This is a genomic window from Chimaeribacter arupi (genome assembly GCF_002858805.1).
Lineage (GTDB): Bacteria > Pseudomonadota > Gammaproteobacteria > Enterobacterales > Enterobacteriaceae > Chimaeribacter > Chimaeribacter arupi.
The window spans coordinates 33,711-54,329 of record NZ_PJZI01000004.1; the positions used below are offsets into that span (position 1 = coordinate 33,711).

Consider the following 20,619-nt stretch of genomic DNA (forward strand, 5'->3'; position numbering starts at 1 on the left):
TTAACCCCTTACAAACGCCTGCGCTTTCGTCATCCGCGTTTCAAAATCGATCCGCAGCAACAGAACGATTGCCGTGGACATAATCAACAAGCTGGAACCGCCGTAACTGATCAGCGGCAGCGTCAGGCCTTTGGTCGGCAGCATACCGGCCGCCGCGCCCACATTAACCAGCGCCTGGAAGCTGAACCATACGCCGATGGAGCACGCCAGGAAGCCGGAAAAACGCTGGTCAATCTCCAATGCCTTGCGCCCGATGGACATCGCGCGAAAAGCGACGAAGAATACCATTAACAAGGCCAAAACCACACCGAAATACCCCAGCTCCTCACCGAGAATAGAGAAAATAAAGTCGGTGTGTGCTTCTGGTAAATATTCCAGTTTTTGTACAGAGTTACCGAGCCCCTGCCCCCAGAATTCACCGCGGCCGAATGCCATCAGTGACTGGGTCAGCTGGTAGCCGCTGCCGAACGGATCGGCCCACGGGTTCCAGAACGAGGTTACGCGGCGCATACGGTAGGGTTCTGCAATAATCAGCAGCACCACCGCAAAGGCCCCTGACCCGATAATCGCCAGGAATTGCCACATTTTTGCGCCGGCCAGGAACAGCATCGCCAGGGTGGTGATAAACAGCACCACCACCGTACCGAGGTCTGGCTGAGCCAGCAGCAGCACGGCCAGAATTACCATCACGCCCATCGGTTTGCAGAAGCCCCAGAAGTTACTGCGCACTTCTTCTACTTTGCGCACCAGATAGCTGGCGAGGTAACAGAACAGCGACAACTTGGAGAACTCGGCCGGCTGAATACGCAGCGGGCCGAGGGCGATCCAGCGGGACGCACCGTTTACCGAGCTGCCGACTACCAGTACGATCAGCAACATCACCAGCGACACCAGCAGCATCACGTTGCTGTAACGCTGCCAGACGGCCATCGGCACCCGCAGCGTCACCAGGGACAACACAAAGGCCAGCCCGAGGTAAAGCGCGTCACGCTTGGCAAACAGGAACGGGTCGTCTGCCAGCCGCTGACCAATCGGCATCGAGGCGGAGGTCACCATCACGAAGCCGATAATCGCCAGGCCGAACGTGAGCCACAGCAGCGTGCGGTCATACAGCACCATGCTGGTGTTGTCGCTTTCGCGCGCGCCCATCACCCAGTCATTGAGTTTGCCAAACAAATTGCCGGAAACACGGCCGGCCAGCATCAGCCCTGGGATTTTCATCAGCCCAGCTCCTTAGCCAGCCGGGCGAATTCGTCACCGCGCTGCTCAAAGTTACGGAATTGGTCCAGGCTGGCGCAGGCCGGGGAGAGCAACACCATATCGCCGGGTTGCAGTGCCGGGGCCAGGGCGCGCATCGCCTCTTCCAGGGTGCCGGTCAGCAGCGACACCTCAGGGCGTAACTGCGCCAGCGCCTCGCCGTCACGGCCGAAGCAGTAAATGCGGATGGCGTCCCGTTGCAGGTAAGGCGTCAGCGGGGAAAAGTCCGCTGATTTGCCGTCCCCGCCCAACAGCAGGTGCAGCGTGCCGTCCACCTGTAAGCCTTTCAGCGCTGCTTCGGTGCTGCCGACGTTGGTGGCTTTCGAGTCATTGATCCAGCGCACGCCGTTATGCTGATGCACCAGCTGGAAGCGGTGTGCCAGGCCACCAAAGGTCGTCAGCGCCTTCAGGCTGGAGGCGCGCGGCAAGCCCACGGCATCGGCCAGCGCCAGTGCCGCCAGGGCATTGGTGTAATTATGCTGACCGGTCAACGCCATCTCGTTGGTATTCAGGACTTTCTCGCCACGGACCCGCAGCCAGATTTCGCCCATCTGGCGGTTGAGGTGGTAATCCCCCACATCCGCCCCAAAACTCACGCAGCGCGTATCCGCCCCGCGCACCGGCATCGTCAGGGCGTCATCGGCATTGACCACGCACACCGCCGCGTTTTCATAAATGCGCAGTTTGGCTGCGCGGTACTGCTGAAGGCCGAACGGATAGCGATCCATATGATCTTCCGTCACGTTCAGAATGGTGGCCGCCGCGGCTTTCAGGCTGGAGGTGGTTTCCAGCTGGAAGCTGGAGAGTTCCAGCACATAGAGCTGGCAGGGCGTGCTGAGCAAGGAGAGCACCGGCAAGCCGATATTGCCGCCTACGCCCACCTGCCAACCGGCGGCTTTCGCCATTTCACCCACCAGCGTGGTGACGGTACTTTTGCCGTTTGAGCCGGTGATGGCGACGATCGGCGCCTGTGCCTCGCGGCAGAAGAGTTCGACGTCACCCACAATCTCGACACCGGCGTCTGCCGCGGCGCTCAGGGCCGGGTGCGCCAGCGCCATGCCGGGGCTGGCGACAATCAGATCCGCCGCCAGCAGCCACGCCTCATTCAACGAGCCGACATGGCATTCCACACCGGCCGGTAATTTATCGCGCCCCGGCGGATTGACACGGGTATCCATGACGCGCGGCGTAACGCCCCGTGCCATGAAGAAATCAACACAAGAGAGGCCGGTCAGCCCCAACCCGATGATGACAACCTGCTTACCCTGATAGTCAATCATGATTACCGCACCTTCAGCGTCGCCAGGCCAATCAGCACCAGCATCAGCGAAATAATCCAGAAGCGCACAATCACGCGCGGTTCCGGCCAGCCTTTCAATTCATAGTGGTGGTGAATCGGCGCCATCCGGAAGATGCGCTGGCCGCGCAGCTTGAAGGAACCGACCTGCAGGATAACGGACAGGGTTTCCACCACGAATACCCCACCCATAATCACCAGCAGGAACTCCTGACGCAGCAGCACGGCGATGGTGCCGAGCGCGCCGCCCAGCGCCAGTGAGCCGACGTCACCCATAAAGACCTGCGCCGGGTAGGTGTTAAACCACAGGAAACCCAGCCCCGCGCCGACAATCGCCGTACAGACAATCACCAGTTCACCGGCATGGCGCAGATAAGGAATATGCAGGTAACCGGCAAAATTCATGTTCCCGGTCGCCCAGGAGACCAGCGCCAGCCCGGCCGCGACAAACACAGTCGGCATAATCGCGAGGCCGTCAAGGCCATCGGTCAGGTTGACGGCATTGCTGGTGCCGACAATCACAAAGTACGACAGCAGAATATAAAGCAGGCCCAGCTGCGGCATGATGTCTTTAAAGAACGGCACCACCAGCTGCGTCGCCGGGGTATCTTTGCCGATGGCATACAGCGCAAACGCCACCACCAGCGCAATCACCGACTGCCAGAAATATTTCCAGCGGGCAATCAGCCCTTTGGTGTTTTTGCGCACCACTTTGCGGTAGTCATCCACAAAGCCCACAATGCCGTAACCCACCAGCACAAACAGCACGCACCAGACATAGGGGTTAGAAGGATAGGCCCACATCAGCACCGAAATGGTGATAGAGGTGAGGATCATAATCCCGCCCATTGTCGGGGTGCCGCGTTTGCTGAAATGCGACTCCGGGCCGTCATTACGCACGACCTGGCCAATCTGCAGCTTTTGCAGATAGGCGATCAGGCGCGGGCCCATCCACAGAGAGATAAACAGCGCAGTAAGCAGGCTGACAATGGCGCGGAACGTCAGGTAAGAAAAGACGTTGAAGCCGGAATAATACTTGACCAGATGCTCGGCCAGCCAAACTAACATGTTGCATTCTCCTGTAACGCGCGTACTACCTGCTCCATTGCGGCACTACGTGAACCTTTAACCAAAACGGTAATTACCGCATGTTCAGACAGTAAGCTCGTTAACCGGGCTGCCACTGCTGTCTTATCCTGAAGATGTTCGCCACAGCCGCTGGCCTCACTCACCAGCCGGCTCTCGCGCCCAACGCTCAATACTTTATCAATCCCGGCGGCTTTCGCGGCCTCGCCCACCTGACGGTGGCACGCCTCGCTCTCTGCGCCGAGTTCCGCCATATCGCCCACGACCATCACGCGGTAGCCCGGCATTTCTGCCAGCACCTGCGCTGCGGCCGTCATCGAGCCAACGTTGGCGTTGTAGCTGTCATCGAGCAGCAACCTGCCCTGCCCCAGCGTAATCGGGAACAAACGCCCCGGTACCGCCTGAAGCTGTGACAGCCCGCGGCGCACGGCCTCTAATGAGGCACCGACGGACATCGCCATCGCGGTGGCCGCCAGCGCATTCGCCACGTTGTGACGCCCCGGCAGAGGTAAGCGAACACTTACTTCACCAAACGGCGAATGCAGGGTAAACGCCGTGCCCTGCTGGTCTATCACGATGTCACTGGCGAAAAAGTCCACGCCTGCCGCAGCCTGCGGCGCAAAACGCCAGACCGTTTTGCCGGCCAGCTTCGCCTGCCAGTGCGGCCAGTCATGGCTGTCGGCATTCAGGATCGCCACGCCCTGGGGCGGCAGCCCGTCAAAAATTTCACCTTTGGCCTGCGCCACGCCCGCTAATGAGCCGAAGCCCTCCAGGTGCGCGGCAGCGAGGTTATTCACCAGCGCGGTTTCCGGCTGCACCAGCGCGGTGGTGTAGGCAATTTCACCGATATGGTTTGCGCCCATCTCCACCACGGCAAAATCATGCTGCGGCTCAAGGCGTAACAGCGTCAGCGGCACGCCGATGTCATTGTTAAAATTACCCTGGGTAAACAGCACATTGCCGCATTCACGCAGAATGGTGGCAGTCATCTCTTTCACAGAGGTTTTCCCGGAGGAACCGGTCAGCGCCACCACGCGCGCCGGCACCTGCCGGCGAACCCAGGCCCCTAACTGGCCGAGCGCAATGCGGGTATCCGCCACGCAGAGTTGCGGCACATCGGCGTCTACCCGGCGGCTGACCAGCAGCGCGGCCGCACCGGCAGCCACGGCATTGTCAGCAAACGTATGGGCGTCAAAATTTTCGCCTTTCAGCGCCACAAACAGGCTGCCGGCGCTCAGCTTACGCGTATCGGTGGCCACGGCGTCAATCAGGACATCCTCGCCAATCAGCTCGGCGTCCAGCACCTCTGCCAGGGTGTGCAGGGAGACTGCGATCATGCCATCACCCCCAGCAGCCGCGCGACCGTCAGACGGTCGGAATAGTCAAGGCGGCGGTTGCCCACCAGTTGGTAATCCTCATGCCCTTTACCGGCAATCAGCACCAGATCGTCTGGTTTCGCCTGCATAATCGTGTTGGTCACTGCCTCAGCACGGCCATGAATGGCCTGCGCCCGCCCGGCGTCCAGCATGCCGCGCAGGATGTCTGCGACAATCGCCTGAGGTTCTTCACTGCGCGGGTTGTCGTCCGTTACCACGACGCGATCGGCATACTGTTCGGCAATGCCGCCCATCAGCGGACGTTTGCCTTTGTCGCGATCGCCGCCGCAGCCAAACACGCACCAGAGTTTGCCGGTGCAGTGCAGGCGCGCCGCCGCCAGGGCTTTTTCCAGGGCGTCCGGTGTGTGGGCATAATCCACCACGACAGTGGGTTTGCCCGGTGCGCTGAAGACTTCCATCCGGCCACTGACCGGCTGAAGCTGCGGTGCAGCGTCCAGCAGGGCCGCCAGCGGGTAACCCAGTGCCAGCAAGGTCGCCAGCGCCATCAGTAAGTTGCTGACGTTGAACGCGCCGATCAGCCGCGCCTCCAGTACGCCATTGCCCCAGCTGGAGCTGAACTCCACCCGGACGCCGTTATCGTGGTACTGCACGGCATGGGCGGTGAGCGAATGACCGCCCCACCCTGCCGGCACCTTGCCGTCGACAGAGACCGCTACCGCATCCGGCAGTTGTTGCAGCCAGCGCAGGCCGACCTCATCGTCAGCATTGATAATTTTTTGCCCCACCTGATGGGTGGAGAACAGCAGCCATTTCGCCGCCTCATAGGCGGCCATATCACCGTGGTAATCCAGGTGATCGCGGCTCAGGTTGGTAAACAGCGCGGCGGCAAACGGCAACGCCGCAACCCGGTGCTGCACCAGACCGTGCGAGGAGACTTCCATCGCGGCGAAGGTCGCTCCTTTTTCCGTCAGTTGGTGCAGCGCCTGCTGCACATCCACGGCGGAGCCGGTGGTATTTTCTGCCGGAACCACCTGGCCCAGCAGGCCGTTACCGATGGTGCCCATGACCGCGCTGGTATCGCCCAGCGCCTGGCTCCACTGCGCCAGCAACTGGCTGGTGGTGGTTTTCCCGTTGGTGCCGGTAACGCCAACCAGGCGCAGTTTTTCGCCCGGTTGCTGATAGAAGCGGCCTGCCAGCGCGGAAAGCTGCTGGTGCAGGCCGTGGATAGCGATAACCGGTACGCCATGCAGGATGGTCAGCGTGCCGTGCTCAGCCGGGCTGTCTGCATCGGCCACGACGGCAGCCACACCCTGGGCAATGGCTTGCGGGATATAGCGGCGCCCATCTGCCTGATGGCCTTTAATCGCCACAAACAGATCCCCGGCAGCCGCCACGCGGCTGTCCAGTGTCATTTCCCGCAGCGCGCACTCAGGGGCATCGGACACCCAAGGAGCGAGTAAGTCGCGCAAATTACGATCGGCCACCTGAACCCTCATTTTTGTTATTTACCAAATCATTTTTCTCGCCGGTTGGCGGGGTCGTCAACGCATCCGGCTCCACATTCATGGTGCGCAGCACGCCGCCCATGATGGCACCGAATACCGGTGCCGAGACCGCACCGCCGTAGTATTTACCGGCTTGTGGATCATTAATGACCACCACCAGCGCAAAGCGCGGGTTACTGGCCGGAGCAACACCGGCGGTATAGGCGATATATTTATTCACGTACCTGCCGTCCGGGCCGACTTTCTTCGCCGTACCGGTCTTGATGGCGATGCGGTAACCCTTGATGGCGGCTTTGGTGCCGCCGCCGCCCGGCAGGGCGACGCTTTCCATCATGTGCACAACCGTGCGCACCAGTTGTTCCGGGAAGACGCGCTCCCCGGAGACCGGCGGGTCAACCTTGGTGATCGACAGCGGGCGGTAAATGCCCAGGCTGCCGATGGTGGCGTAAACACGTGCTAACTGTAACGGAGTTACCATCAGCCCGTAGCCGAATGAGAAGGTGGCCCTCTCTATGTCAGACCACCGTTGTTTATGGGGATATAAGCCACTGCTCTCTCCGACCAACCCCAAATTGGTCGCTTTTCCCAACCCGAAGCGCGAGTAAGTTTCTACCAGCGCCGAGGAGGGCATCGCTAACGCCAGCTTTGACACACCGACGTTACTCGATTTTTGCAGAACCCCGGTCAGGGTCAGCTCGTTATAGCGCGCCACGTCTTTGATCTCGTGGCCATTTACCCGGTAGGGCAACGTATTGAGCACGGTGTTTTCACGCACCACGCCATGTTGCAGCGCCGTCATCACCACCATCGGTTTGACGGTGGAACCCGGCTCAAAGATGTCCGTGATGGCGCGGTTACGCATCGCTTCCTGCGGGGTGCCACTCAAATTGTTCGGGTTATAGGACGGGCTGTTGGCCATCGCCAGCACTTCGCCGGTGTTCACATCCACCAGTACCGCGGTGCCTGACTCCGCTTTGTTGAACGCCACGGCGTTGTTCAGCTCACGGTAGACCAGCGCCTGTAACCGCTCATCAATGCTGAGCGCCAGGTTATGTGCCGCCTGGCTGTCTACGGAGGAGATGTCTTCAATCACCCGGCCGTAGCGGTCTTTACGCACCGTACGTTCGCCCGGCTGGCCGGTCAGCCAGCGGTTGAAGCTGCTTTCCACGCCCTCAATGCCTTTGCCGTCAATGTTGGTCACGCCGATTACATGCGCCGTCACCTGGCCGGCCGGATAGTAGCGGCGTGACTCCTGACGCAGGAAAATCCCCGGCAATTTCAGTTTATGGATGTACTCGCCGATAGCCGGGTTTACCTGGCGTGCCAGGTAAACAAAGCGCCCTTTCGGGTTGGCGTTGATGCGCGCGGAGAGCTGGTCGAGCGGGATGGAGAGCGCATCGGAGAGCGCTTTCCAGCGGGTATCCAGCGTAATGCCGCCATGCTCGTTCAGCTCTTTCGGATCGGCCCAGATGGCGTTGACCGGCACACTCACCGCCAGCGGCCGCCCGGCCCGGTCACTGATCATGCCGCGTGAGGTCGGGATTTGCTGCACCCGCAGCGAACGCATATCCCCTTCCCTCACCAGCCGGTCAGGGTTAATCACCTGCAGATACGCCACCCGCAACATCAGCCCTACCAGCGCCAGCAAAATGCAGCCACACAGCAACGCAAAACGCCAGCTGACAAAGCTGGCTTGATCTTCCTGGCGTTTTAACTTCACTCCACGTGTGGCTTTGGCTTTCATGCGCGACTTATCGGCTCCGGTAATTATTGTTTAACCACGATATTTTCCTGTGCAGGATCGACATGCTGCATCTGCAGCTTCTGCGTGGCGATCTGCTCAACCCGGCTGTGATCGCCCAGGGCATTCTCTTCCAGAATCAGGTTGCGCCATTCGATATCCAGCGCGTCCCGTTCCAGGACCAGTTGTTCACGTTCTGCTGTTAACAGGCGGGTACGGTGAGCGGTGGTCACCACCAGAATGGCGGAGACCAGCACGGCGATCAGTAAGATCACCGGGATTTTGCCGTGGCGCAGCAGATCACCGCCGATAACGCCGACCAGGCCATGCCGCTCAGTGCCGATCACGCGCCGGTCCTCTCAGCAAAGCGCAGCACGGAACTGCGTGCGCGCGGGTTCTCGGCCACTTCCGGTTCTGACGGCATCATTTTGCCGACCACTTTCAGCGACCGGCCGCCCAGCTCACTTAACTGCTGTTCGGTCATCGGCAGCCCGGCCGGCACTTGCGGGCCACGGCTGTGCTGGCGCATAAAGCGCTTCACGATGCGATCCTCCAGGGAGTGGAAGCTGATGACGGAAAGGCGGCCGCCGGGGGCCAGCACCTCCAGCGCGCCGTCGAGCGCACGCTCAATCTCTTCCAGCTCGCTGTTGATATAGATGCGGATAGCCTGGAAGCTGCGGGTCGCCGGGTGCTTGTGTTTGTCACGGATGGGCGTGGCGGCGGCAATCAGCTCAGCCAGCTCTTTGGTACGTGTCATCGGAAGTTCACGGTTACGCTCCACAATGGCACGGGCAATACGTTTGGCAAAACGCTCCTCGCCAAAGGTTTTGAGCACCCAGGCGATGTCCTCAGCGTCGGCTTTCTGCAACCATTCAGCAGCCGACAGGCCACGGGACGGGTCCATGCGCATGTCCAGCGGGCCATCACGCATAAAGGAGAAACCGCGCTCCGGGTCGTCCAGTTGAGGGGAAGAGACGCCAAGGTCGAGCAAAATACCGTCGATCTTCCCTTCCAGGCCGCGTTCGCGCACATAGTGCGACAACTCGGAAAACGGGCCGTGTACGATAGTGAACCGGGGATCGGTGATAGACTGGGCAGCCTGGATGGCCTGAGGGTCACGGTCAATCGCCAGCAGTTGCCCGTCCGGCCCGAGCTGGGACAGAATCAGGCGAGAGTGGCCGCCGCGACCAAAAGTACCGTCGATGTAAATGCCGTCGCCGCGGATGTTCAGGCCGTTAACGGCCTCATCAAGCAACACGGTCTTATGCTTATAATTTTCCAACATGCTTATAATGACAAATCCTGTAACCGGTCAGACAAGGGCTCCTGACTCGATTGCTCAGCGTCAATATCTTCCTTAACTTGTTGATACCAGGTCTGTTCATCCCACAGCTCAAACTTGTTGAGCTGCCCGACCAGCATCACTTCTTTGGTGAGCCCGGCGTGCTGGCGCAGCGTACCGGCAATCAGCAACCGCCCGGCGTTATCCATCTGACACTCACTGGCATGGCCCAGAAGCAGGCGCTGTACGCGGCGCTCGGCGGGGTTCATGCTCGACAGACGGGACAATTTTCGTTCTATGACTTCCCATTCCGGGAGGGGATAAAGCAGTAAGCAGGGCTGGTGAAGGTCAATGGTACAAACCAGTTGGCCTTGGGAACCCTCGGTCAGCATTTCCCGGTATCGGGTTGGTACGGCGAGCCGCCCTTTACTGTCGAGGTTAACGAGCGTCGCCCCTCGGAACATGGCTGAATTACCCCTTGATAACCATTTTCACCACTTTCCCCCACAAATTCCCACCCAAAAGAGTTTACGGAGGGTATGAAAACCTTGTCAAGCCAGCGCGGAGGCGGTTTCGCAATATTTCTGAGGGGTTAGCAGAGCGGAATTCACTGCCCTGCTAAACTTTCGTCGCGTTATAAATAATAACGTTATGATTAGCTGAGGAAAATTTTCTAATCACTACCGGATAGATTAAAAAAAAAGCAAATTGAACAATAAATAGCTTCTTATATTCTTCTGTTATCAATATCCCATTTTTAACAGGCTTTTGACGGCGCCTCACTGCCGGGCAACGCCGCGCAGGGGCCGGGGTTGAAAGCCGCAGGCTGCACCAGCGCGGTGTTTACATAATGATTAACCTGCTGAACATAAAGGAGATTGATTAAAGGCCAGGTAATTTTCGCCATTTATTTCTCTTTTCTTTTATTAAACTGCTGCCGGGCGCAGCAAATAAGCGAAGCCTGTTATTAGATGACAGCATGTTATATAACAGCCGTTATTATTAAGATTCATCTTAATTGGCCGCCGACAACATTGAATTAAATTCTTACATAAATTATTTCGATTCCTTTCGCTTTTTCCCTGCCGCCCTTTATTGCACGTAAAAATGTGTAAAGAATGCAAATGCGCGGCCGATAAAGGTCGGAATAATTGCGGTGCAACCTTGTTGCACCGGCATTTTATTTACGGTTTAACGCGCCGCGGCGATAAAGATTGCGGCGGATGCGGGTCAGCCCCGGTTTAGGTTTCAGCGGCTCATCCAGGCTGGCCAGCACCAGCTCCAGTACCCGTTCGGCCACGTCCCGGTGGCGTTGAGCCACGGCCAGCACCGGGCATTGCAGGAAGTCGAGTAACTCATTGTCGCCGAAGGTCGCGATAATCAGATCGGTCGGCAAATGGCCCTGTTGCGCCAGTGCCACATCCATCACCCCCTGCAACAGCGGAAAAGAGGTGGTAAACAACGCCTGCGGCATCGGGTTGCTTTTCAACCAGTTACGGAACAGCTCACCGGCGGCAGCGCGCTCAAAACTGTTGGCATAGAGATAGCTGATAGGCCGCGTATCCCCTTCCCACGCCTCACGGAACCCCTGCTCCCGCAGGAAACTCACTGACAGCTCCGGCAGCGCGCCCAGGTAAAGGATGGATTCCGCCGGGAAGCTGCGCAGCTCGTTGGCCAGCATCCGCGCATCCTCCTGATCGGCCCCGACCACACTGACGAAGTTTTCACGGTCCAGCGCCCGGTCCAGGGCAATAATCGGGAAGGGATCATTTGCCCAGCGTTGGTAGAACGGGTGCTCAGGCGGCAGCGACGTCGAGACGATAATCGCATCGACCTGGCGCTGCAACAGATGCTCCACACAGCGCATTTCGTTATCCGGCTGGTCTTCCGAACAGGCGATCAGCAGCTGGTAGCCGCGCTGGCGGGCCTGGCGTTCCAGGTAGTTGGCGATACGGGTATAGCTGGTATTTTCCAGATCGGGGATAACCAGCCCGATGGAGCGCGTCCGGCCGGCACGCAACCCGGCCGCCACGGCATTAGGGTGGTAGTTATGCTGTCTGACGACCGTCATGACTTTCTCAACGGTTTTATCGCTGACACGGTACTGCTTCGCTTTGCCATTAATGACGTAACTGGCCGTAGTACGCGAAACACCGGCTAACCGCGCGATTTCATCCAGTTTCACGACGTCCTCTCATTGCTTAAAGTGATATTCCGCCGGTTCCATGCAGGGTACAGGAACGGCGCACAGCCAATATTTCCCGGCTGATTATCGTTATAAGCAGGTGAATCAGGCAGCCGGGATAAATAACCTGTATTTATCTAACCCCAATCGCCTGAGTGGAGCAAGGTGTTTTGCCGAAAGGTATCAGCGGGCCCGCAAAAAAAAGGGCCGGACATATTCTGCCCGGCCCTTCCGGCTAATTAAGCCTGTTGTTTTACGTGGTTAGCGCATGATTTTATCGCCGCGCGACACCCCGACCACGCCGGAGCGGGCCACTTCCATGATCTCAGCCACATCGCGCACTGCGCTCAAAAATGCATCAAGCTTATCGCTGGTTCCGGCCAGCTGAACGGTGTAAAGCGTGGCCGTCACATCCACGATCTGGCCGCGGAAAATATCCGCACAGCGCTTCACCTCTTCACGCCCGTAGCCGCTGGCCTGCACTTTCACCAACATGATCTCGCGCTCGACGTGCGCGCCCTGCGCCAGTTCGGTGACGCGCAGCACGTCCACCAGCTTATGCAGCTGCTTTTCGATCTGCTCAATCACTTTCTCGTCCCCCACCGTCTGGATGGTCATGCGGGAGAGCGTCGGGTCATCGGTCGGGGCGACCGTCAGGCTTTCGATATTGTAGCCACGCTGGGAGAACAGGCCGACCACGCGGGACAGTGCGCCCGATTCGTTTTCCAGTAATACCGATAAAATCCGGCGCATGATCAGGTCCTCTCCGTTTTGCTTAACCACATTTCATCCATCCCGCCACCGCGAATCTGCATCGGGTAGACGTGCTCCGTCTCATCCGTGGTGATGTCCACAAACACCAGGCGGGTCTTCAGGGCCAGCGCTTCCGCCAGCTTGCTCTCCAGTTCTTCCGGCGTGCGGATGGCGATCCCGACGTGGCCGTAGGCTTCCGCCAGTTTCACGAAGTCCGGCAGCGACTCCATATAGGACTGGGAGTGGCGGCCGGAGTAGATCATATCCTGCCACTGCTTCACCATGCCCAGATAGCGGTTGTTCAGGTTGACCACCACCACCGGCAGGCCATATTGCAGCGCGGTCGACAGCTCCTGGATGTTCATCTGGATGCTGCCGTCACCGGTCACGCAGACCACGGTCTCTTCCGGCAGCGCCAGTTTCACCCCGAGGGCCGCCGGCAGGCCAAAGCCCATGGTGCCGAGGCCACCGGAGTTAATCCAGCGGCGCGGTTTGTCATATTTATAGTAAAGCGCAGCGAACATCTGGTGCTGGCCGACATCGGAGGTGACATAGGCGTCACCGTTGGTCAGGCGGTAGAGCGTTTCGATCACCGCCTGCGGCTTGATGGTCTTGCCGCCTTTCTCATAGGCCAGGCACTGCCGGGCGCGCCACTGTTCAATCTCCTGCCACCAGCTTTGCAGCGCGGCGCCGTCCTGCTCCCCACTCCCCTGCGCCAGCAGTTCCAGCATCTGGGTCAGCACCTGGCGCGCATCGCCGACAATCGGGATATCGGCGTTAACGGTCTTGGAAATCGACGTCGGGTCGATGTCGATGTGCAGCACGGTGGCATTTGGGCAGTACTTCATCAGATTGTTGGTGGTGCGGTCATCAAAGCGTGCGCCGACAGCAAAAATCAGGTCAGTGTGGTGCATCACCATATTGGCCTCAAAGGTGCCGTGCATCCCGAGCATCCCCAGGCTCTGGCGGTGCGAGCCGGGGAACGCGCCCAGCCCCATCAGCGAGCTGGTCACCGGCAGGTTCAGGCTTTCCGCCAGTTGCAGCAGTTCCGCCTCACAGGCCGCGGTGATCGCCCCGCCGCCCACATACAGCACCGGTTTTTTCGCCGCCAGCAGCGTTTGCAACCCACGTTTGATCTGCCCGCGGTGCCCCTGCACCGTCGGGTTGTAGGAGCGCATGGCGATCTGCTCCGGGTAGGTGTACGGCAGTTTTACCGCCGGGCTCACCACATCTTTCGGCAGGTCGATCACCACCGGGCCGGGGCGGCCGGTGGATGCCAGATAAAACGCTTTTTTCAGGATGGTGGGAATATCTTCGGCGCGCTTCACCAGGAAGCTGTGTTTGACCACCGGGCGGGAGATCCCCACCATGTCGCATTCCTGGAAGGCGTCATAGCCGATGAGGGAGCTGGGAACCTGCCCGGAGAGCACCACCATCGGGATGGAATCCATGTAGGCGGTGGCGATGCCGGTAATGGCATTGGTCGCGCCGGGGCCGGAGGTGACCAGCACCACGCCGACTTCGCCGGTCGCGCGGGCGTACCCGTCCGCCATATGCACTGCGCCCTGTTCGTGGCGCACCAGAATGTGATCAATCCCGCCTACGGTATGCAACGCATCGTAGATATCAAGCACCGCCCCGCCGGGGTAACCAAACACATGCTTGACGCCCTGATCGATTAACGACCGGACAACCATCTCGGCTCCTGACAACATCTCCATGACTCGCCTCCAGGCTTCTGTTTTCATTACTGAATGGGGAGACTCCTTCCCCGCCATTCTGTGGGTATCGGGCGTGGCCCAGTTATTATTATTGTTCGGATATAACGGATTACCTTAACGTCAGAATTTGGGCCAGGCAAACAGCAAAAAAGCCCGGCGAAGGCCGCTGAATTAATCCCGCCCTGCCAATGTGTGCGGAAAAGAGATTATTCACTGGAGAACCGGCATTACGCTCAGAAAATATAGTGCAGCGGGGAATAAACACAGAAGTAAATGATGCAGCAAAATAACGCCCGGCCGGTGCGCAGTGATGCGGCCCTGAAAAAGGGCAACCTGCACCGGGAAATGCGCAGCGGCCGCACAGCCGGGGCTGCCGTCATTTTCTGGCTGCGTTATTTTGGTGAAACCGGGGAAAGGCACCCGGCAGAAAGGGGATTTTTTGCGGACTGCGTCACAGGATAATCGTTTGCTCAGTGCGGCACGCCCAGCATCAATGGTGCGCGGCCGAGGGGGACCGCCAATGCAGCGGGCCGGCGGGTATTTCCCTGACCGGCCCGCCATAAAAGGCGTTATAACGAGGATTTAGACTGGTTCAACAGGTTGCGCAACCATTGGTGGGCACGATCTTTATCTGCGGCCTTATGCCAGCTCAGATAACATTTCATGGTGTTTTCCATCCAGGTAATCGGCAGCAAGGTAATGTTCAGCATCTGCATATATTCAGAGGCCAGCCAGCGCGGCGCGAGCGTAATCATCTCCGTTTGTGAGACAATATTCATGGCGCTGCTTAAATCATTGGCCTGATAAACAATCGCCCGGCGCGCTTCGGCGGTCGAATAAAATTCTGAGCTGAAAGAACCGGGCCGGGAGAAATCCACCACCGCATGGTGCTCTTTTAAATAATTTTCACGGTTGCTCAGTGTCTTAATATTCGGATGGGCAGAAGAACAGACCAGCACCACTTCATCCTTGAACAGCACATCACTGCAAAACATCTCGCTTTCAAACGTTTTATAACTGATAAAAAATTCCACGTCCTGATAACGCAGCTGATGCTCAATATTCTCATCAAAGCAGGAGGTCAGCCGTAATTGCACATTGGGCGCATGTTCAGCCACCACATTATAAATTTTAGGTGCCAGGCGGATATCCAGCGGGCTGCTGATCGAGAGCGAAATAAGGCGATCGCTGGTGGCCGGTTCAAAGCCGGCCCCCGGCAGCTCATTGAGCACCAGTTGCAGCGCCTGGCGTACCGGGCCGAACAGCTGGCGGGCGCGCACCGTGGGCTGAATGCCGCGGCCATAACGCACAAACAACTCATCATTAAACATCATTTTCAGCCGCGCCACGGCATTACTGACCGCCGGCTGAGACATCCCCAGGCTCTCTGCCGCACGGGTAATATTCTGCGCCTGCATCACGGCGTCAAATACCGTCAGTAAATTTAAATCAAAATCACGCAACTGAACTTCTTCAACTTCTTTTTCAATTTCATGTTCAATGTCTTGTTCCAACGTTAAAACAGTATCAGACATGGTTGACTCCATTAGGCCGGCAGACAGAAAAATAACCCAAAGGGATTTCCGTCCAGGGCAGGATCTTATTTAGTAGCCTCCACGCCGCCGGCTGTTATCAATACCACGGGGGAGAAGTCATCACGAAAAACAGGCGCGCGTCTGAGGAATAACCCGTGGCTCCCGTCACTGCGCAGTATTTATAATTAACTGTCAGTTAACAGTGGCCATCAACTATCATGCCTGTTTATTTGTTGGGCTAATATGAACACATGCTCTTATGACAGACAACATGAGCAAAATAGAATAATAAATTCATTATCAATAAACTGTTTACTAACATCATGATATATCAATTATTTCTTTAAACCCTCCTCAACCCTCTCATCACAAATAACAATAGATAACAGGGAACGATAAATCTGTGTTAAAACCAGAAACCAAAACCCACGCCATGATAAAAATCAAATAAACCTGGTTTGCCCGCTTTCGGCAAATCATTTGCGGGATCTCTGACCGGCAACATATTCCGTCAGTAACGGTTTCAAGGGCAGTGTTTTATCCTGTGGCGGTGCGCCGGGCGCCGGAATGCTATTTCAGGAGGCAGGGTTGACAAGGCCATCCTGATAACGTATCAAATTAGGCAACGACTTTTTTACAAGATAACGGGACGCTGACACATCATGTTTATTATCACCCGCCTAACCAGCCTACTACTTCACGCATCTTATTTGCGCGGTATGGCGGTGGCCGGGATCCCAAACTGATTCAGCCCTCTCCCAGATGAAAACCCGCGCCATTGCGCGGGTTTTTTTTTACTCGCTGGGCGCGAAACGAGACAACTAAAAGGATTAACCCCATGAGCCAACAAGTGATTATTTTCGATACCACCCTGCGCGACGGTGAACAAGCCTTGCAAGCCAGCCTGAGCGTGAACGAAAAACTGCAGGTTGCGCTGGCACTGGAAAGAATGGGTGTTGATGTCATGGAAGTCGGCTTTCCTGTCTCCTCCCCCGGCGATTTTGAATCCGTGCAGACCATCGCCCGCCAGATCAAAAACAGCCGCGTCTGCGGGCTGGCGCGCTGTGTAGACCATGACATCGATGTCGCCGCCGAAGCGCTGCGGGTGGCGGAAGCCTTCCGCATCCACGTGTTCCTGGCCACCTCCACGCTGCACATTGAATCCAAGCTGAAACGTACTTTTGACGATGTGATGGAGATGGCTGTCCGCTCGGTGAAGCGCGCCCGCAATTATACCAGCGACGTCGAATTCTCCTGTGAAGATGCCGGCCGCACGCCGATTGATAACCTGTGCCGGATTGTGGAAGCCGCCATCACCGCCGGGGCCACCACCATCAACATCCCGGACACCGTAGGCTACACCACGCCGCACCAGTTCAGCGGTATTATCTCCACCCTGTACAACCGCGTGCCGAACATTGATAAAGCGATCATCTCCGTACACTGCCATGACGACCTGGGCATGGCGGTCGGCAACTCCATCGCCGCCGTGCAGGCGGGGGCGCGCCAGGTTGAGGGCACGCTGAACGGTATCGGCGAGCGCGCCGGTAACACCGCGCTGGAAGAAGTCATCATGGCGATCAAAACCCGTGAAGACATCCTGAACGTGCACACCAACATCAACCATAAAGAGATCTACCGCACCAGCCAGATCGTCAGCCAGATCACCAACATGCCGATTCCGGGCAACAAAGCGATTGTCGGTTCCAACGCCTTCGCCCACTCCTCCGGCATCCACCAGGACGGCGTGCTGAAAAACCGCCAGAACTACGAAATCATGACGCCGGAATCCATCGGCCTGAACCAGGTGCAGCTGAACCTGACCTCCCGCTCCGGCCGCGCCGCGGTAAAACACCGTATGGAAGAGATGGGCTATAAGGAGAGCGACTTTAACCTGGACGCCCTCTACAGCGCCTTCCTGAAACTGGCTGACAAAAAAGGCCAGGTGTTTGATTACGACCTGGAAGCGCTGGTGTTTATCAACAAACAGCAGGAGGAGCCGGAGTTCTACCGTCTGGACAACTTCAACGTGCAGTCCGGTTCCAGCATCACCGCCACCGCCACCGTCAACCTGGGCTGCGGCGACGACGTGCAGACCGAAGCGGCGACCGGCAACGGCCCGGTGGACGCCGTCTACCAGGCGATCAACCGCATCACCGGCTACCAGATTGAACTGGTGAAATACCAGCTGACCGCCAAAGGCCACGGCCGCGACGCGCTGGGCCAGGTCGATATCGTGGTTTCCTTCGAGGGCCGCCGCTTCCACGGCGTGGGCCTGGCCACCGACATCGTCGAGTCCTCCGCCAAAGCGATGGTGCACGTGCTGAACTGCATCTGGCGCAGCAAGCAGGTAGAAAAAGAGAAACAGCGCCTGCAAACCACTTCACAACAAAATAATCAGGAAACGGTGTGAACATGAGCAAAACCCACCACATTGCCGTCTTACCCGGTGACGGCATCGGCCCGGAAGTGATGGCCCAGGCGTACAAAGTGATCGACGCAGTGCGTCAGCGTTTTAATCTCGCGATCACCACCCGCGAATATGATGTCGGCGGCGCGGCCATCGACAAACACGGCAGCCCGCTGCCGGCCGACACCGTGGCCGGGTGTGAGCAGGCAGACGCGATTCTGTTCGGCTCAGTGGGCGGCCCGAAATGGGAAAACCTGCCGCCGGACCAGCAACCGGAACGCGGCGCGCTGTTGCCGCTGCGCAAACACTTCAAACTGTTCAGCAACCTGCGCCCGGCGCGCCTTTACACCGGGCTGGAAGCCTTCTGCCCGTTGCGTGCCGACATCGCCGCGCGTGGCTTTGACATCCTGTGTGTGCGTGAGCTGACCGGCGGCATTTACTTCGGCCAGCCGAAAGGGCGTGAAGGCCAGGGGCCGCAGGAGAAAGCGTTCGATACCGAGGTCTACCACCGTTTTGAGATTGAACGCATCGCGCGCATCGCGTTTGAATCGGCCCGCAAGCGCCGCAGCAAAGTCACCTCGATCGACAAAGCCAACGTGCTGCAAAGCTCGATCCTGTGGCGTGAGGTGGTTAACGGGGTCGCGAAGGATTACCCGGATGTGGCGCTGAGCCATATGTACATCGACAACGCCACCATGCAGCTGATTAAAGATCCCTCACAGTTTGATGTGCTGCTCTGCTCTAACTTATTTGGTGACATCCTCTCCGACGAGTGCGCGATGATCACCGGCTCAATGGGGATGCTGCCGTCTGCCAGCCTGAATGAAGCGGGCTTTGGGCTGTACGAGCCGGCGGGCGGTTCCGCGCCGGACATCGCCGGCAAAGGCATCGCCAACCCGATTGCCCAGATCCTCTCCCTGACGCTGTTGCTGCGTTACAGCCTGAGTGCGGATGACGCGGCCGACGCCATTGAGCGCGCCGTCAATCAGGCATTGGAACAGGGTTTCCGTACCGCCGACCTGGCCGGAAACGGCAACGCCATTTCTACCGGTGACATGGGCGACATCATCGCCCGCTTTGTGAAAGAAGGGGCATAACATGGCCAAGACCTTATACCAGAAATTATTTGATGCCCATGTGGTCCACGAAGCGCCCAACGAGACGCCGCTGCTCTATATCGACCGCCACCTGGTGCATGAGGTGACGTCTCCGCAGGCGTTCGACGGCCTGCGTGCGATGGGCCGCCCGGTGCGCCAGCCGGGCAAAACCTTCGCCACCATGGACCACAACGTCTCGACCCAGACCAAAGACATCAATGCCTCCGGCGAAATGGCCCGCATCCAGATGCAGGAGCTTATCAAGAACTGTGCGGAGTTCGGCGTACAACTGTATGACCTGAACCACCCGTTCCAGGGCATCGTGCACGTTATCGGCCCGGAACAGGGCATGACGCTGCCGGGCATGACCATCGTCTGCGGCGACTCCCACACCGCCACCCACGGCGCGTTCGGCTCGCTGGCGTTCGGCATCGGCACCTCTGAGGTGGAGCACGTGCTGGCGACCCAGACCCTGAAACAGGGCCGCGCCAAAACCATGAAAATTGAAGTCAACGGCGACGCGGCTTCCGGCATCACCGCCAAAGACATCGTGCTGGCCGTCATCGGCAAAACCGGCAGCGCCGGCGGCACCGGCCATGTGGTGGAATTCTGTGGTTCGGCGATTGAAGCGCTGAGCATGGAAGGCCGTATGACCTTGTGCAACATGGCAATTGAGATGGGGGCCAAAGCGGGCCTGGTCGCGCCGGACGCCACCACTTTCGCCTACCTGAAAGGCCGCCAGTTTGCGCCGAAAGAGAGCGACTGGGACGCCGCCGTGGCCTACTGGTCAACGCTGAAATCGGATGAGGGCGCGCACTTTGACAGCGTCGTCACCCTGGACGCCGCCGACATCGCCCCGCAGGTGACCTGGGGCACCAACCCCGGCCAGGTGATCGCCGTGAATCAGGACATCCCGTTCCCGGACTCCTTCAGTGACCCGGTGGAGCGTGCCTCCGCCGAGAAAGCGCTGGCTTACATGGGCCTGAAGCCGGGCATCAAACTCACCGATGTGGCAATTGATAAAGTCTTTATCGGCTCCTGCACCAACTCACGCATTGAGGATCTGCGCGCCGCCGCCGCCATCGCCCGCGGGCGCAAAGTGGCCGCCGGGGTACAGGCGATTGTGGTGCCGGGCTCCGGCCCGGTGAAAGCGCAGGCGGAACAGGAAGGGCTGGACAAAGTCTTCCTGGAAGCCGGGTTTGAATGGCGTCTGCCGGGCTGCTCGATGTGCCTGGCGATGAACAATGACCGCCTGAACCCCGGCGAGCGTTGCGCGTCCACCAGCAACCGTAACTTTGAAGGCCGTCAGGGCCGTGGCGGCCGCACCCACCTGGTCAGCCCGGCAATGGCAGCCGCTGCGGCGGTCACCGGCCACTTTGCTGACATCCGCGAACTGAATTAAGGAGCATTTTC

At 58.5% G+C, this 20,619-nt stretch carries 16 protein-coding genes; 3 read left to right on the forward strand and 13 right to left on the reverse strand.

All coding sequences use genetic code 11. The annotated features are described in order from the left end of the window. The 13 genes from ftsW to leuO all read right to left on the reverse strand — a co-directional run bounded on the left by ftsW (nucleotide 1) and on the right by leuO (nucleotide 15,699). Nucleotides 1–1,221 (reverse strand): cell division protein FtsW, encoded by a 1,221-nt coding sequence (gene ftsW / locus CYR52_RS03695; RefSeq protein WP_072928835.1) that lies wholly within the window; start codon nucleotides 1,219–1,221, stop codon nucleotides 1–3. Then, nucleotides 1,221–2,537: a UDP-N-acetylmuramoyl-L-alanine--D-glutamate ligase gene (gene murD / locus CYR52_RS03700; protein ID WP_101827972.1), complete on the reverse strand. Its 1,317-nt coding sequence runs from the start codon at nucleotides 2,535–2,537 to the stop codon at nucleotides 1,221–1,223. Before murD ends, ftsW begins: the two co-directional genes overlap by 1 nt. A 2-nt stretch (nucleotides 2,538–2,539) precedes the next feature. Next, entirely contained in the window at nucleotides 2,540–3,622 is a 1,083-nt protein-coding gene (gene mraY / locus CYR52_RS03705) for a phospho-N-acetylmuramoyl-pentapeptide-transferase (protein ID WP_072928831.1), read from the reverse strand. Next, entirely contained in the window at nucleotides 3,616–4,977 is a 1,362-nt protein-coding gene (murF, locus tag CYR52_RS03710) for a UDP-N-acetylmuramoyl-tripeptide--D-alanyl-D-alanine ligase (RefSeq protein ID WP_101827973.1), read from the reverse strand. Before murF ends, mraY begins: the two co-directional genes overlap by 7 nt. Then, nucleotides 4,974–6,461: a UDP-N-acetylmuramoyl-L-alanyl-D-glutamate--2,6-diaminopimelate ligase gene (murE, locus tag CYR52_RS03715; protein WP_101827974.1), complete on the reverse strand. Its 1,488-nt coding sequence runs from the start codon at nucleotides 6,459–6,461 to the stop codon at nucleotides 4,974–4,976. The genes murF and murE overlap by 4 nt, the downstream gene beginning before the upstream one ends. Beyond that, on the reverse strand, nucleotides 6,448–8,226 hold the full coding sequence (locus CYR52_RS03720; protein ID WP_072928824.1) for a peptidoglycan glycosyltransferase FtsI: 1,779 nt from the start codon (nucleotides 8,224–8,226) through the stop codon (nucleotides 6,448–6,450). The genes murE and CYR52_RS03720 overlap by 14 nt, the downstream gene beginning before the upstream one ends. A 23-nt stretch (nucleotides 8,227–8,249) precedes the next feature. Then, nucleotides 8,250–8,570, reverse strand: coding sequence for a cell division protein FtsL (gene ftsL, locus CYR52_RS03725; RefSeq protein WP_072928822.1), 321 nt, complete (start codon nucleotides 8,568–8,570; stop codon nucleotides 8,250–8,252). Beyond that, the gene (gene rsmH, locus CYR52_RS03730; protein WP_101827975.1) at nucleotides 8,567–9,508 is read right to left on the reverse strand and encodes a 16S rRNA (cytosine(1402)-N(4))-methyltransferase RsmH; all 942 of its coding nucleotides are present in this window, start codon (nucleotides 9,506–9,508) and stop codon (nucleotides 8,567–8,569) included. The genes ftsL and rsmH overlap by 4 nt, the downstream gene beginning before the upstream one ends. Before the next feature lie 2 nt (nucleotides 9,509–9,510). Beyond that, complete coding sequence (gene mraZ, locus CYR52_RS03735; protein ID WP_072928818.1) at nucleotides 9,511–9,969, reverse strand: division/cell wall cluster transcriptional repressor MraZ; 459 nt, start codon at nucleotides 9,967–9,969, stop codon at nucleotides 9,511–9,513. Nucleotides 9,970–10,685: 716 nt separating this feature from the next. Beyond that, complete coding sequence (gene cra, locus CYR52_RS03740) at nucleotides 10,686–11,690, reverse strand: catabolite repressor/activator (RefSeq protein WP_072928816.1); 1,005 nt, start codon at nucleotides 11,688–11,690, stop codon at nucleotides 10,686–10,688. A 261-nt stretch (nucleotides 11,691–11,951) separates the two neighbouring features. Further along, nucleotides 11,952–12,443, reverse strand: coding sequence for an acetolactate synthase small subunit (gene ilvN, locus CYR52_RS03745; RefSeq protein WP_165698431.1), 492 nt, complete (start codon nucleotides 12,441–12,443; stop codon nucleotides 11,952–11,954). 2 nt (nucleotides 12,444–12,445) lie between these two features. Next, nucleotides 12,446–14,164: an acetolactate synthase 3 large subunit gene (gene ilvI / locus CYR52_RS03750; RefSeq protein WP_072928814.1), complete on the reverse strand. Its 1,719-nt coding sequence runs from the start codon at nucleotides 14,162–14,164 to the stop codon at nucleotides 12,446–12,448. 569 nt (nucleotides 14,165–14,733) lie between these two features. Then, nucleotides 14,734–15,699: a transcriptional regulator LeuO gene (gene leuO, locus CYR52_RS03760; protein ID WP_101827976.1), complete on the reverse strand. Its 966-nt coding sequence runs from the start codon at nucleotides 15,697–15,699 to the stop codon at nucleotides 14,734–14,736. Between the two features lie 838 nt (nucleotides 15,700–16,537). On the opposite strand from leuO, the gene leuA reads away from it, so the two are divergent. The 3 genes from leuA to leuC are packed head-to-tail and all read left to right on the forward strand — an operon-like array spanning nucleotide 16,538 to nucleotide 20,608. Then, nucleotides 16,538–18,112 carry a 2-isopropylmalate synthase gene (gene leuA / locus CYR52_RS03765; protein WP_101827977.1) on the forward strand — a complete coding sequence of 525 codons (1,575 nt, stop codon included), beginning with the start codon at nucleotides 16,538–16,540 and terminating at the stop codon, nucleotides 18,110–18,112. Nucleotides 18,113–18,114: 2 nt separating this feature from the next. After that, the gene (gene leuB, locus CYR52_RS03770) at nucleotides 18,115–19,206 is read left to right on the forward strand and encodes a 3-isopropylmalate dehydrogenase (protein WP_101827978.1); all 1,092 of its coding nucleotides are present in this window, start codon (nucleotides 18,115–18,117) and stop codon (nucleotides 19,204–19,206) included. Nucleotide 19,207: 1 nt separating this feature from the next. Next, nucleotides 19,208–20,608, forward strand: a complete 1,401-nt coding sequence (leuC, locus tag CYR52_RS03775; protein WP_072928802.1) for a 3-isopropylmalate dehydratase large subunit — start codon at nucleotides 19,208–19,210, stop codon at nucleotides 20,606–20,608. Nucleotides 20,609–20,619: the final 11 nt, after the last annotated feature.

What these genes read in the sequence shown, in the direction of transcription:
- ftsW (WP_072928835.1), bottom strand. Translation starts at nt 1,221, where the DNA reads ATGAAAATCCCAGGGCTGATGCTGGCCGGCCGTGTTTCCGGCAATTTG.
- murD (WP_101827972.1), bottom strand. Translation starts at nt 2,537, where the DNA reads ATGATTGACTATCAGGGTAAGCAGGTTGTCATCATCGGGTTGGGGCTG.
- mraY (WP_072928831.1), bottom strand. Translation starts at nt 3,622, where the DNA reads ATGTTAGTTTGGCTGGCCGAGCATCTGGTCAAGTATTATTCCGGCTTC.
- murF (WP_101827973.1), bottom strand. Translation starts at nt 4,977, where the DNA reads ATGATCGCAGTCTCCCTGCACACCCTGGCAGAGGTGCTGGACGCCGAG.
- CYR52_RS03720 (WP_072928824.1), bottom strand. Translation starts at nt 8,226, where the DNA reads ATGAAAGCCAAAGCCACACGTGGAGTGAAGTTAAAACGCCAGGAAGAT.
- rsmH (WP_101827975.1), bottom strand. Translation starts at nt 9,508, where the DNA reads ATGTTGGAAAATTATAAGCATAAGACCGTGTTGCTTGATGAGGCCGTT.
- mraZ (WP_072928818.1), bottom strand. Translation starts at nt 9,969, where the DNA reads ATGTTCCGAGGGGCGACGCTCGTTAACCTCGACAGTAAAGGGCGGCTC.
- ilvN (WP_165698431.1), bottom strand. Translation starts at nt 12,443, where the DNA reads ATGCGCCGGATTTTATCGGTATTACTGGAAAACGAATCGGGCGCACTG.
- ilvI (WP_072928814.1), bottom strand. Translation starts at nt 14,164, where the DNA reads ATGGAGATGTTGTCAGGAGCCGAGATGGTTGTCCGGTCGTTAATCGAT.
- leuO (WP_101827976.1), bottom strand. Translation starts at nt 15,699, where the DNA reads ATGTCTGATACTGTTTTAACGTTGGAACAAGACATTGAACATGAAATT.
- leuA (WP_101827977.1), top strand. Translation starts at nt 16,538, where the DNA reads ATGAGCCAACAAGTGATTATTTTCGATACCACCCTGCGCGACGGTGAA.
- leuB (WP_101827978.1), top strand. Translation starts at nt 18,115, where the DNA reads ATGAGCAAAACCCACCACATTGCCGTCTTACCCGGTGACGGCATCGGC.
- leuC (WP_072928802.1), top strand. Translation starts at nt 19,208, where the DNA reads ATGGCCAAGACCTTATACCAGAAATTATTTGATGCCCATGTGGTCCAC.